At 43.9% G+C, this 14104-nt stretch carries 12 protein-coding genes; 1 reads left to right on the top strand and 11 read right to left on the bottom strand.

The window, feature by feature from the left end:
- Positions 1-385: 385 nt before the first annotated feature.
- From guaB to PG418_RS03120, 11 genes are all read right to left on the bottom strand, one after another.
- Positions 386-1840: an IMP dehydrogenase gene (gene guaB, locus PG418_RS03170; RefSeq protein WP_055155624.1), complete on the bottom strand. Its 1455-nt coding sequence runs from the start codon at positions 1838-1840 to the stop codon at positions 386-388.
- A 207-nt stretch (positions 1841-2047) separates the two neighbouring features.
- A complete protein-coding gene (locus tag PG418_RS03165; protein WP_055155625.1) occupies positions 2048-2539 on the bottom strand; it encodes a DUF6106 family protein in 492 nt (163 codons plus the stop codon).
- 100 nt (positions 2540-2639) lie between these two features.
- The gene (gene groL, locus PG418_RS03160) at positions 2640-4265 is read right to left on the bottom strand and encodes a chaperonin GroEL (protein ID WP_008375030.1); all 1626 of its coding nucleotides are present in this window, start codon (positions 4263-4265) and stop codon (positions 2640-2642) included.
- Positions 4266-4348: 83 nt separating this feature from the next.
- Positions 4349-4633, bottom strand: a complete 285-nt coding sequence (locus PG418_RS03155) for a co-chaperone GroES (RefSeq protein ID WP_022220380.1) — start codon at positions 4631-4633, stop codon at positions 4349-4351.
- Between the two features lie 118 nt (positions 4634-4751).
- Positions 4752-5057 (bottom strand): hypothetical protein, encoded by a 306-nt coding sequence (locus tag PG418_RS03150; protein ID WP_008375025.1) that lies wholly within the window; start codon positions 5055-5057, stop codon positions 4752-4754.
- A gap of 87 nt (positions 5058-5144) precedes the next feature.
- Positions 5145-5927 carry a GTP-sensing pleiotropic transcriptional regulator CodY gene (gene codY, locus PG418_RS03145; RefSeq protein WP_022220379.1) on the bottom strand — a complete coding sequence of 261 codons (783 nt, stop codon included), beginning with the start codon at positions 5925-5927 and terminating at the stop codon, positions 5145-5147.
- A gap of 154 nt (positions 5928-6081) precedes the next feature.
- Positions 6082-8169: a type I DNA topoisomerase gene (gene topA / locus PG418_RS03140; protein WP_055246879.1), complete on the bottom strand. Its 2088-nt coding sequence runs from the start codon at positions 8167-8169 to the stop codon at positions 6082-6084.
- 32 nt (positions 8170-8201) lie between these two features.
- Positions 8202-9299, bottom strand: a complete 1098-nt coding sequence (dprA, locus tag PG418_RS03135; RefSeq protein WP_346997181.1) for a DNA-processing protein DprA — start codon at positions 9297-9299, stop codon at positions 8202-8204.
- Positions 9300-9304: 5 nt separating this feature from the next.
- Complete coding sequence (locus tag PG418_RS03130) at positions 9305-10831, bottom strand: YifB family Mg chelatase-like AAA ATPase (protein WP_055260589.1); 1527 nt, start codon at positions 10829-10831, stop codon at positions 9305-9307.
- Between the two features lie 342 nt (positions 10832-11173).
- On the bottom strand, positions 11174-11908 hold the full coding sequence (locus PG418_RS03125) for a type 1 glutamine amidotransferase (RefSeq protein ID WP_207738557.1): 735 nt from the start codon (positions 11906-11908) through the stop codon (positions 11174-11176).
- Positions 11909-11918: 10 nt separating this feature from the next.
- Positions 11919-13289 (bottom strand): Mur ligase family protein, encoded by a 1371-nt coding sequence (locus PG418_RS03120; RefSeq protein ID WP_070098607.1) that lies wholly within the window; start codon positions 13287-13289, stop codon positions 11919-11921.
- 182 nt (positions 13290-13471) lie between these two features.
- On the opposite strand from PG418_RS03120, the gene sigK reads away from it, so the two are divergent.
- Positions 13472-14104, top strand: a complete 633-nt coding sequence (sigK, locus tag PG418_RS03115) for an RNA polymerase sporulation sigma factor SigK (RefSeq protein WP_055260587.1) — start codon at positions 13472-13474, stop codon at positions 14102-14104.

Below are 14104 nucleotides of genomic sequence, written 5' to 3'. Positions count from 1 at the left end.
CAACTATATCCAGACTATCATAAAATGGTGAGAAATTGTTGAAAAAATTATTATTTTTTTATTAAGGTGGTGGGAAGGGGACGTGTACATCTGCGGAAAATCAATTGCTGCCGGATTCCGTTGTGCAAACCATTCCGATGAACCACTTAGGGCGAAAATCGTGTTCAGCAGAGGCTTCCACGATTTTTGTGTTTCATCTCCATTGCACAACAATCGAATCCAACGGCAATTGTTTTTTCTCCGGCGCACACTGATTCTCCCTTTCTCCGGTGATTCAGTTGACTGTTGAAGGTTTGGGTGAAGTTTGAAAATAGTTGGATAATGTAAGAGAGAAGAATCGTCTCTCTTACGGAAATGATTCTTCTCTCTTGATTAATTTTGCATCTTATTCATCTACGCTGTAGTTTGGTGCTTCTTTTGTGATGTGAATGTCGTGTGGATGGCTTTCTTTGAGGGATGCGGAAGAAATTTTTACGAAACGTCCTGTTGTCTTGAGAGTTTCGATGTCTGGTGCTCCACAATAACCCATTCCGGAACGGAGACCGCCCATTAACTGGAATACAGTATCTTCTACAGATCCTTTATAGGCAACTCGTCCTTCTACGCCTTCCGGTACAAGCTTCTTCGCATCTGTCTGGAAGTATCTGTCTTTACTTCCGTTCTCCATTGCTGCGATAGATCCCATTCCACGATATACTTTGTATTTTCTTCCCTGATAGAGTTCGAATGTTCCCGGGCTCTCATCGCATCCTGCGAAGATACTTCCCATCATACATACGTTGGCTCCGGCTGCGATCGCCTTTGTCATATCACCTGAGTACTTAATACCACCATCTGCAATAATCGGAATTCCCGACTCTTTTGCTGCTTCGTAGCAGTCCATAACAGCTGTGATCTGTGGTACACCGATACCGGCTACGATACGGGTTGTACAGATGGATCCAGGTCCGATACCAACCTTTACTGCATCAACACCTGCATCGATCAGTGCTTTTGTTGCTTCTCCTGTTGCAACGTTACCTGCGATCACCTGAAGATCCGGGAATGCATCCTTGATCATTCTTACGGTACGAAGTACATTTGCTGAATGTCCGTGTGCCGAATCAAGTACTACTACATCAACTTTTGCTTTTACAAGAGCTTCTGCTCTTTCAAGACAGTTCGCTGTAATACCGATCGCTGCACCACACAGAAGTCTTCCCTGCGCGTCTTTTGCTGACAGTGGGTATTTGATCTGTTTCTCAATATCTTTAATTGTGATCAGACCTTTTAAGTTAAAGTCTTTGTCTACGATTGGAAGTTTTTCTTTTCTTGCTTTTGCGAGGATCTTCTTTGCTTCTTCCAGGGTGATACCTTCCTGTGCTGTTACAAGACCTTCGCTTGTCATGGATTCTTTGATCTTCTTGGAGAAATCTTCTTCAAACTTGAGGTCACGGTTCGTAATGATACCTACCAGCTTTCTTCCCTCTGTGATCGGAACTCCGGAAATACGGAATTTCGCCATCAGTTCATTAGCATCTGCCAGTGTATGCTCCGGCGACAGATAGAATGGATCTGTAATAACACCATTCTCAGAACGCTTAACCTTGTCTACTTCTTCTGCCTGCTGTTCAATCGACATATTCTTGTGAATAATACCGATACCTCCCTGGCGTGCCATAGCGATCGCCATACGATGTTCGGTAACAGTGTCCATTCCCGCACTCATCATCGGTATGTTAAGCTTAATGCCCTTTGTAAGATAAGTTGATAAATCAACCTGATTTGGAATTACTTCTGAATAAGAAGGTACCAGAAGTACATCATCGAAGGTGATTCCTTCTCCAATAATCTTTCCCATGATTTTTCTTCCTTTCTCTCTCGTCTGTAATTTTGATTATCTGCTATGATAACGCATAAATCTATGCTATGTCAAGTCCTTTATCGAGTACATTCGTCCGTCCGTGACAATCACATTTCTACAGATCACTGATAATTTTACGTAACCGTCTTTCTGGATGCAATTGTACCCCGGAACCTGCAAGCTTTTCTGCACGTCTTTCGGGAATTATTTACAAAATACTTTTCTTGGTGCCAGCATCTTCAGTCCTTCACAAACTGTCTTATTTGGCTCAAAAATAATTTTTTTCTTTTCCCCGTTATTTACAACGATCAGCTCATATGTATCTGCCCCCGGCATACCTGAACTGTAATCGGTTCCTTTCAGTCCTTGATAAGGTCTGAGTTCCGGCGAACCGGAAGGTGCCATCATCTCAAGATCCGTCATCTCCATGGAAAACATATTTTTCCGACGGGATTTTGCCATAATCTTATCAATATCAAGACTCCCATTCACAAATAAATACTCATATTCAACATCCATACTCCGGAACAAAAAAACATCCAGTGCGATCATGATCACCGGACCAATTATTCCGAATGGGATCATAAATATAAGTACGACCGACAGAACAGTAAGTATGATAAGTATTGCTTTGATCAGCGTCGTCGAAGATGCTTTCTGCCTCTTCACCAGCTGTTCTGTGTAAAAATCACCCATATCCTAACCTCCAAATTTATATATTAGAACTATTGTAACACTTTTATAATAAAAAGAAAACTCCTCTTCTGAGGAGTTTTCTAAAAATCATATTTTTAGCTTACATCATGCCCATTCCCGGAGCTCCACCTGCCGGCATAGCCGGTGCATCTTCTTTGATGTTAGCAACAACGGATTCTGTTGTAAGGAGTGTAGATGCAACACTTGTAGCGTTCTGCAGTGCGCTTCTTGTTACTTTTGCAGGATCAAGAATACCTGCTTTCACCATATCTACATATTCTTCATTGTAAGCATCAAAGCCATTTCCCGGTTCAGCTTCTCTTACCTTGTTGATGATAACTGCGCCTTCAAGACCTGCGTTAGCTGAAATATGGAATAATGGTGCTTCCAGAGCTTTGAGGACTACTTTTGCCCCTGTCTTTTCATCACCTTCCAGAGTTTCTGCAAGTTTGGCAACTTCTTTTGATGCATGGATGTATGCTGATCCACCACCTGCAATGATTCCTTCTTCTACTGCTGCTCTTGTTGCATTAAGAGCATCTTCCATACGGAGTTTTGCTTCTTTCATCTCTGTCTCAGTAGCAGCACCTACACGGATAACTGCAACTCCGCCGGCGAGTTTTGCAAGTCTTTCCTGAAGTTTTTCTTTATCAAAATCAGATGTTGTCTCTTCGATCTGAGCTTTAATCTGTCCGATTCTGGCTTCCAGAGCAGCCTTATCACCCATACCATCAACGATGACTGTATTCTCTTTCTGAACTTTTACAGATTTTGCACGTCCAAGCTGTGCCATTGTTGTATCTTTCAGTTCCAGACCAAGTTCTTCTGAGATTACCTGTCCGCCTGTTAAGATTGCAATATCTTCCAGCATAGCTTTTCTTCTGTCACCATATCCAGGTGCTTTTACTGCAACTACATTGAATGTTCCACGCAGTTTGTTGACGATCAGAGTTGTAAGAGCTTCTCCTTCGATATCTTCTGCTACGATAAGAAGTTTTGCTCCTGACTGTACGATCTGTTCCAGCAATGGAAGGATTTCCTGAATATTAGAAATCTTCTTGTCTGTGATCAGGATATATGGATCGTCAAGATTTGCTTCCATCTTTTCCATATCAGTGCACATATATGCTGAAATATATCCACGGTCGAATTGCATACCTTCTACAAGGTCAAGCTCTGTCTTCATTGTCTTTGACTCTTCAATTGTGATAACGCCATCGTTGGAAACTTTGTCCATAGCTTCTGCTACCATCTCACCAACACTGTCATCACTTGCTGAGATAGCTGCTACTCTTGCAATCTGCTCTCTTCCTGTAACTTTGCTGCTCATCTTCTTGATAGCTTCTACAGCACAGTCTGTTGCTTTCTTCATACCTTTTCTTAATACGATCGGGTTTGCACCTGCTTCCAGGTTCTTCATTCCTTCGTGTACCATAGCCTGTGCAAGAACAGTTGCTGTTGTTGTACCATCACCTGCAACATCGTTGGTCTTAGATGCAACTTCACGGATCAGCTGTGCTCCCATATTTTCAAATGCATCTTCCAGTTCGATTTCTTTTGCGATTGTTACACCGTCATTTGTGATAAGCGGTGCTCCGAATGATTTATCCAGAACTACGTTTCTTCCTTTTGGTCCGATTGTTACTCTTACTGTATCAGCAAGTTTGTTGACACCTGCTTCCAGTGCCTTTCTTGCGTCTGCTCCGTATTTAATTTCCTTTGCCATTTCTATCACTCCTGATTCTTAAAAATAAAATTCTGTTCTAATCTGAAAATCTGATTTTTATCTGTATATGATATCCTGCCGGATTATCTGATCACTGCAAGAATATCATTCTGTTTTACAATGATGTATTCTTCATCATCGAGTTCTACTTCTGTACCTGCATATTTGGAATAGATAACTTTATCACCTACTGAAACATTCATCGTAACTTCTTTTCCATCAACAACTCCGCCAGGTCCTACAGCAACAACTTCTGCCTGCTGTGGTTTTTCCTTTGACTGTCCAGGAAGTACGATTCCTGATTTGGTAGTCTCCTCTGCAACTAACTGTTTTAATACAACTCTGTCAGCTAATGGTTCTAATTTCATTATAATTCCTCCTAACTCTATCTTGTTAGCACTCAACAAAATCGAGTGCTAAAAACTTTCTAGGTATAAGATAGCACTCTCTTTCTATTTTGTCAACATTCGATTTTGAATTTTATAATTACTTTAGATTTATTTCATAAAATCCATTCGTCACCTGCAGGACCAGAATCATACCTGCACGGTTCTCATAACGCTCCTTTATCATCCCTGTACACACAGTCTCACAAGTGATCGTCCGGATCCGGCATTCATATACTGCATCCAGTGAAATATCAGAAAGACTGCCTGAGCGCAGGATCAGATGTACCTGCTCCATCTCCTTCTGATATTCTATGACTGTTGCCTCATAAATATTCTCATCTTTTTCCTTATCTTCTTTCAGATACTGTACCATCGTAAGTACAGCTTTATCTCCATCATACATGCTCTCTTCTCTCCTTTTTACAAATATAATTCCCCGTTAAAGAAAAGGGCATCAGATTTGTCTGATACCCCTCTTTTACTTTTATCCTTAATTCATTTTTTCTTTTTTGATCTTATCCAGTTCTTTGAACACGTAATCATTCACAACCTTGATGTAAGTTCCTTTCATACCGGATGAACGGGATTCGATCACACCCGCACTCTCAAATTTGCGGAGTGCATTGACAATTACAGAACGGGTGATTCCCACACGGTCTGCAATCTTGCTTGCCACCAGAATCCCTTCCATTCCGTTAAGTTCATCAAAAATATGGATGATTGCTTCCAGCTCAGAGAAAGAAAGGGTGCTGATCGCAGATTGTACGATCTGTTCTTTTCTGGTCTCTTCTGCACTCTCTTCATTAACAGAGCGGAGCATCTCAAGTCCCACGACAGTGGTTCCGTACTCACTCAAAATGATGTCATCAATTTCGTACATGGACTCTTTTCTGTATAAAAACAGAGTTCCAAGTCTCTCTCCTGCAATGTTGATCGGAGTAATGATCGCCTGATATCCCTGGGATACATCAGCTGTAAATCCAAGTGTCTGCAGATTAACATTCTCTTTTGTGGAAAGAATACTTAGAAGACGTTCATTTAACATCGGATCAATATGTTCTCCCACTTCGTCCTGCAAAAGCTCATGGATCTCCGGGACTCCTTCGCATGTGCTGACACCGAGTACCTTTCCTTTCTTACTGACTACCAGTACATTCGATGCCAGAATCTCTGTCAGAACTTCACAGATATCTGTAAACACAACTTTGCTTGAATTATTATTGTGCAACAGTTTGTTAATTTTTCTTGTTTTATCCAATAGTTGTACGCTCATATCTGCCTCCATATATTTTTATTAAAAATGTGCGTTTCCGGTCGCATTTTTCACGAATATGAAATATTGTTGAAATTATGCACACAAATTAGTCAAAAAAATGTGTACACAAATATATTATCATACAATTCTGAATAGTTCAATGAAATTTGATTTATTTTTCATCTTTCTCTTTATTTTTAACAAACCCACACTGTTCATTACCGCAGACAAGTTTATTTCCCTTTTCTACCATATAACTTCCGCATTTCGGACATTTTTCTTCTGACGGCTTCTGCCATGACATAAAATCACATTCCGGATTATCCTCACATCCATAATAACGTCTGCCTTTCTTTGTCTTGCGCAATACAATGTCTTTTCCACATTTCGGGCAGGCAACTCCGATTTTCTCCAGATACGGTTTGGTGTTGCGGCATTCCGGGAATCCGGGACATGCAAGGAACTTTCCATGGGGACCGTATTTGATAACCATATTTCTTCCACATTCTTCGCAGACTACATCGGTTACCTCATCCTCGATTTTAACTGTTTCCAGCTCTTTTTCTGCTTTTTCAACCGCTTCTTTCAGATCCGGATAGAAATTGCTGATAACCGATTTCCACTCTACCTTTCCTTCTGCGATCATATCCAGAAGTCCTTCCATATAAGCGGTAAAGTTGACATCAACAATGCTTGCGAAAGACTGCTTCATAATATTATTGACCACTTCACCAAGCTCTGTCATATAAAGATTCTTGTTCTCTTTTGCAACGTATCTTCTTGTAATGATCGTAGAGATTGTTGGTGCATAGGTACTCGGACGTCCGATTCCAAGTTCTTCCAGTGTCTTTACAAGAGATGCCTCGGTGTAATGTGCAGGTGGCTGTGTGAAATGCTGCTTATAGTCAAAGGATTCTTTCGTCAGTTCTGAATCTTTATCGATACTATTGACCATTACATTTCCACTCTGTTTTTCCTCATCGCTTTCCACATATGCCAGACGGAAACCTTCAAATATAATCTTAGATGCCGATACCGTAAAACGGTAATCATCTGCTCCAATTTTAACAGAAGTTGTCTCATATTTTGCCGGCTGCATTCTGCTCGCCACAAAACGCTTCCAGATCAGCTGATACAGACGGAACTGGTCTCTTGTAAGAGATTCTTTGATTTCTGCCGGAACACGGGTAACATCTGACGGACGGATGGCTTCGTGTGCATCCTGAATATTTTTCCCGTCATTTTTCTGCTTCTGTTCCGATGCAGTCTCTGCCACATACTCTTCTCCGTAGGCTTTTCCAACATAGGCTCTTGCATTTGCATCCGCCTCCTCAGAAATACGGGTCGAATCCGTACGCAGGTAAGTGATCAGACCAACCGTTCCACTTCCTTTAATATCCACACCTTCATAAAGCTGCTGTGCGATACGCATCGTCTTTGAAGTTGCAAAATTCAGTGCTTTGGATGCCTCCTGCTGAAGGGTACTGGTCGTAAACGGAAGCGGTGCTTTTTTACTTCTCTCTCCGCGTTTTACATCGACCACTTCATATTCTGCCTCTTCCAGATCTGCAAGAATCTTATGCAGTTCTTCTTCGTTATGGATGGTGATCTTCTCATCTTTTGTTCCATAGAATTTTGCTGTAAGAGGCTTCTTTTCTCCCTTTACCTTGAAATTGGCGTCCAGTGACCAGTATTCTTCCGGAATAAACGCTGCGATCTCATCTTCCCGGTCTGCAATGATGCGAAGCGCCACAGACTGCACACGACCGGCACTAAGTCCTCTTTTTACTTTTGCCCAGAGAACCGGACTGATCTTATATCCCACGATACGATCCAGCACACGACGCGCCTGCTGCGCATCTACCAGATCCATGTCGATATCACGTGCATTTTTCAGGGATGCCTTTACCGCACTTTTAGTGATCTCGTTAAAGCTGATCCGGTATACTTTCTTTCCTTCCAGCTTAAGTGCTTTCATCAAGTGCCAGGAAATTGCTTCTCCTTCGCGGTCCGGGTCAGTTGCAAGATAAATCTTATCTGCTTTTTTTACTTCTTTTCTAAGTCCTGCAAGGATCTCACCTTTTCCTCTGATTGTAATGTATTTCGGCTCAAAGTCATGCTCCAGGTCTACTCCCATCTGACTTTTCGGCAAATCTCTTACATGTCCGTTTGATGCCATTACCACGTAATTGCTGCCGAGAAATTTCTTTATGGTCTTCACTTTTGTCGGTGACTCTACAATCACAAGATAACGTGCCATATATTATATTCCTCCATATTAATAGTGTCAGATCATTTAACTCTGACATAATAATTTTTTGATCTTTCCTGAATGCATCCTTTCAACTGAAGAGATACACAGATTCCCATCACCTCCTGTGGAGTAAGTCCGGTTTCTCTCTGTAAATCATCCAGCCCCCGCGGATACAAACCGAGCTTACTATACACCAAATTTTCTTTCGTTTCAAGCTTTATTTTATTTTTCGTGTCTGATATAATTGCGATTTTCTTCTTTAGCAGCCCTTTTATAACCAATTCTTCCAACAAATCTTCTTCATTCAGAAGAATCCCTGCTCCCTGCCGGATCAGGCGGTTACAACCACAGCTCAGCGGCTCTGTCACCATCCCCGGGAGAGCATAAATATCTCTTCCTTGTTCAAGAGCCATGTCTGCTGTAATCAGGGATCCGCTCTTTTCTTTTGCCTCCATAACAAGTACCACATCGGCAAGTCCGCTGATCAGACGGTTTCTTGCCGGAAAATGCCAGGCAACCGGTGGAGTTCCCGGTGGCTGTTCAGACAGTATGCCTCCCCGCTTTATTAAATCTTTATAGAGTCCTTTATGTGCCGCAGGATAACATACATCTGCTCCGCCTCCCAGAACCGCAAATGTTTTCCCTCCGACATTTAATGCAGCCCGGTGTGCCATTCCGTCAATTCCCAGTGCCATTCCACTGATAATCTGGATTCCGCTCTCCGCAAGTCTTTCAACAAAGCGAAGCGTCATTTTCTCACCATAGCTGCTACATCTTCTGGCACCCACCACTGCCACCGACGGCATTCCCTCCCGTGGCATCTCCCCGATAAAAAAGAGTGCATACGGCATTCCCGCAAGTTCTTCAAACCGTTTCGGATAATTGTTCTGTCCCCGAACTGCCATCTGAATTCCCCGATCCACCACTTTTTGATACGCTTCCCTCCAATTCCTTTTTTTCTTACTTTCTTTCAGGATCCCCCACTCTTTTTCTGTAATTATCTGTTCTCTGATCCCTTTTTCTTCTATATAATATACTGCTTCCGCAGATCCGTTCTTTCTGCATAATTCACACTTTCTGTCACCTGTGATTCCTTCCACACACGCCAGCCAGTATGTATACCACATTTCACTCATTTCTCTTATCCCCAGTATTCTTTATCCATAACCCGATAACCCAGTGCCTCTCGGAGTGTCACAAGATCGATCTCCTCTTTTTCCTCCATATCTGCGATTGTCCGTGCCACCTTCAACACTTTATGATAGCTTCTCACCGTCAGCTTCATCACTTCATAAGCCTGGCGCATCATCCGTTCTTCCTCTTTCCCAAGACGACAGTATTTTTCAATTTCATTTTGCCCCATCTGTGCATTTTTTGTCAGCTTTTCTTCTCGAAAACGATCCATCTGACGCATTCTTGCAAGCATCACTTTTCCTCGCATGGTTCTGGAATCCATCCCTGTTCCCTTTCCGGTCAGTTCTTCATATTCGACCTTGGGTGCCTCCATGCAGATATCAATCCGATCCAGAAACGGCTGGCTCAACTTTCCCTGATAATTCCGGATCTGCCCGGGCGTACAGGTACATTGGGGACCAGGAGCCATTCCGCAGGGACATGGATTTGTTGCAGCAACCAACATAAAGTCTGCCGGAAAAATATAAGCTCCCTGCTGCCTTGCCAGATGAATGCATTTTTCTTCTAACGGCTGCCTGAGCACTTCCAGAACACCTCTCGGAAACTCCGCCAGCTCATCCAGAAAAAGGACACCTCCATGCGCAAGTGTTGCTTCTCCCGGCGATGGAATTCGTCCGCCTCCGATGAGCGCTGCCCGTGTCACAGTATGATGGACCTCCCGGAACGGTCTCTGCCAGATCAGCGGATTCTTTCTTTTAAGCAGTCCAGCCGTACTGTAAATCCCCGTGATCTCCAGACTTTCTTCCCGGTCAAGCGGTGGTAGGATCGTCGGGATCCGTTTGGCAAGCATCGTCTTTCCGGAACCAGGCGGACCGACATAAAGCAGGTTATGTCCTCCTGCCACCGCCACCATCGTCGCTCTTTTTACTGCTTCCTGTCCCTGAATATCACTATAATCTATGTCCCATTCTTCCGTTCCATGAGCCTCTTCCTGGTCAGGTTTCTCCATCTGAGGCATATACTCACCCTTCAGCCATCTGCATACCTCCTCCAGAGTCTCTGCCCCAAAAATCTGTATTCCCTGCGCCAGCCTTCCCTCATCCTCATTTGACTTTGGAATCACACAACACCTAAAACCAGCCTTCTTTGCTTCCAGAACAATCGGAAGGATTCCCTCTACCGGCTGCAGCTTTCCATCCAGTCCGAGCTCTCCTGCAAGTAAAATATCCTCCACTGCTTTTTCCGGGAAAATCCCCATTGCCCCGAGTACTGCAACTGCAATTGGAAGATCAAATACCGATCCCTTCTTGCGGACACATGCCGGCGACAGATTGATTACAATCTTTTTCGCCGGCATGATATAACCGGCATTACGCATGGCAGTTCTTACCCGTTCTGCGGCTTCCTTTACCTCAGAAGACAGATATCCCACCATATGAAACATTGGAAGTCCGTTCCCTGCATCTGCCTCTACCTGCACAAATTCTACTTTCAGCCCCAGAATCGTTGCCGAATGTACCTTATAAAATCCCATATTAAATTCACCCTTGCCTTTCCCCGGCAAAAGTTCAGAAGTTTTATTTCAGAAAATGTATGGCGAAATGCCATGAGTGATTTGCTAAAAGAAAACCGATATCTTTTAGAAAATGTATCCTTATGATAGTATGGGTAGGGGATTTTGTCAAGATGATTGGGAGGGGAAATTTGTGGGAGTAGGTTGTGAGGTCATCGTGGGAGAATCATCTCTTTTGATTCTCCCACGATGACCGCCGTACTTTACTGGCAAAGTTTTGCCTTGCTGTATCATAGATGGGACAAAATGCCACTGCACAGGTGGGATGGACCCCTGTGTGCAGTGGCATTTTCTAAATAAGCATTATTTACTTAATCTTTGTTTCATGTATTCGTTGGCGTTTAATTCCAGGGTGTCGTCCAGTGGCGCAAGTGGTTCTATTTGACCGTATTTGCGTTCTAGGGCAGTTTGTAATATAAAATCGCAGAGTACCGGGTTCTTTGGTAAAAGGGAGCCGTGCGAATAGGTTCCGAAGACATTTTTGTAGCGGGCTCCTTCGGTTTGGTCTTCTCCGTTGTTGCCATAGCCTTTGAGCATTTTGCCGAGTGGTGATACGCCTTCACCCAGGTAGGTCTTGCCGGAATGATTTTCAAAGCCGACTACGACAGCTCCACTGCTCTCCGGGAGGGTCTCAAACATATAATTGCCGATCATACGCTCTTTTGATCCAACGGTATGAATGTTGATCGCGCCGGTAAAATCGAGCTGGACACCATCCCAGGTCTTATAATACTGGCCAAGCATCTGATAGCCTCCGCAGATTGCGAGGAAGGTCTTTTCATCTTCCACAGCCGCGCGGATCTCTGCTGCTTTTCCGTTCCCCAGGTCTTTCAGAAGGACTTCCTGTTCAAAATCCTGACCTCCGCCAATGAAGAAGATATCATAGCGGTTTGCATCCAGCGTTTCTCCGATCGAGCAGCCTTCTACATTGACCTTGATTCCCCGCTCCTCCATACGACGTTTCATTGTGATGATATTGCCCCGGTCTCCATACAGATTAAGGATGTCCGGATAGAGATGACAGATATTCAGTTCCATAATTCCCTCCTTATTCGTAAAATGCCTTGATATCGGTATGCTTGCTGATCTCGCCGCGCAGATCAAACATAGCGGTATAAGTCGGCATAATAAATGTCGGTGTCTCATCCGCTCCGATTGCTTCTAAAAGGTTCTCATAGTCACGGATCACTTCAATCCGTCCAGTGTCAAATCCTGCATATTTCAGGCGGAGCGCCATATCATCTGCACGGACTCCGGATACCAGAATACGGGTAAAGCGTGCGCTCTGGCGGGCAAGTGCTTCAAAATCCACATCCCAGATCCAGCTGATATCGGTTCCATCTGCATAACGGTCGTTCAGAAGGAACGCAATCTTGCACTCTTCCTCATCATTAGAGATCTGGTTGATGACCTGATTGTACCCTGCCGGGTTCTTGACAAGCATCATACGTGCTTTAGACTTGCCAAGTTCAAACTGTTCCGCACGTCCGAAACCACACTCAAATCTGCTGAGTGCATCAACTGCTGTGTCTTCATCGATTCCAACAATCTCCGCAGCCGCAACACAGGCTGCCGCATTGTAAATATTGTAACCTCCCGGAAGATTAATGTGCACATCATGGCTATGCCCGAATGCATTTAACACGATATCCGAAGAATCTGCTCCGGTACGCACTACCTGCGTCACGCCAACCTGCGGTGTCTGCCGGTGATATCCACATTTTGGACAGCGGAAACCGCCAAGATGGCTGTAAGTTCTGTAATCGTATTCATATTCTGTCTTACAATGAATACAGTACACTGCATCAGACAATTCAAACGCTGTCTCTTTGTAAATCGGCACATCCACCCCGAACCATACAACCTTATTCGGTACATCATCTGCAAGAGATGACGTCAATGAACAGTCCGCGTTCAGGCACAGGGTTGCATCCGGTACGTGGGTAATTCCTTCGCGGATTGCATTCAACGTGTGGGTGATCTCCCCATATCTGTCCAACTGGTCACGGAAAATATTGTTGACTACCAGACACTCTACCGGCAGCATCTCACTGGTCTTGCGGAACGCTGCCTCATCGCACTCGATCAGTGCGTGTGTGTAGGAACACTTGCCAGAAAGACTACAGTGCTGTGCAAACACCGTAATGATCCCGGTCAGAAGATTGGCACCGGATTTATTTGCGAAGTACTTATATCCGGCTTCTTCAAATGCCTGCTCGATCATACGGGACGTGGTCGTCTTTCCATTGGTTCCGGTCACTACCGTAACCTTCACCCCACGTGATAATTCCTTTAAAATATCTTTGTCAATTTTTAATGCGATCTTGCCCGGCAGGTTCGTTCCGCCTCGTCCCATCCGCCGCAGGACTGCATTGGATGTCTTACAGGCAAGTACCGCTAATCTTGTCCTTATTCCCATAATTTTTTCCTTTTCTCTCGTAATCTCATTTCTTTTGTAAACCATATCTGCTACTACATGATTCAACGCTCATTATAACGCATTTTCAGACGTACCACAAGCGCAAAATAACCCGAATGGAAAAGCACAGAACATTTCACTTTTACATACAATGTTAGTAACTCTATTTTGAGGTAATCGTATTGAAATCCTTTCCTCCGCCTCTTACTCCAAAAGAGGAATCCGAGCTTCTGAGACGCAGTGCAGACGGTGACAATGAGGCCCGTCATATTCTGATCGAGCGCAATCTCCGTCTGGTCGCTCATGTCATAAAAAAATATCAGCATCTGGAGGACGATACAGAAGATCTTCTGTCCATCGGAACCATCGGCCTTATCAAAGCAGTTTCCACCTTTAACCCGGACAAAAAAGCCCGGCTTGCCACCTACGCCTGCCGCTGCATCGAAAATGAACTTCTGATGATGCTGCGCACCAAGCGGAAGAGTAACCGGGAAACCTCCCTATACGAACCGATCGGTACAGACCGGGAAGGGAACGAGATCCGCCTGTATGATGTTATCGAATCTGATGAAGAAGATGCCTGTATGCAGCTTGCCTTGAAAAATGATATTTCTCTTCTCTATGAAAAACTGGAATCCGTTCTCACCGACCGCGAACAGCTGGTACTGAAAAAACGCTACGGTCTTTATGGTGAAAAAGAATATACCCAGAAAGAAGTTGCAGCTTCTCTTGGCATCTCACGTTCCTATGTTTCGCGAATTGAAAAAGGGGCGATTCAAAAACTCCGCCCCTGCTTTCTTCCTTCTCATTTTTAA

This window comes from Bariatricus sp. TF06-38A (assembly GCF_027690675.1).
In the GTDB taxonomy this organism is placed as follows: domain Bacteria; phylum Bacillota; class Clostridia; order Lachnospirales; family Lachnospiraceae; genus Allocoprococcus; species Allocoprococcus comes.
This window is presented reverse-complemented; position numbering and strand designations above follow the sequence as displayed.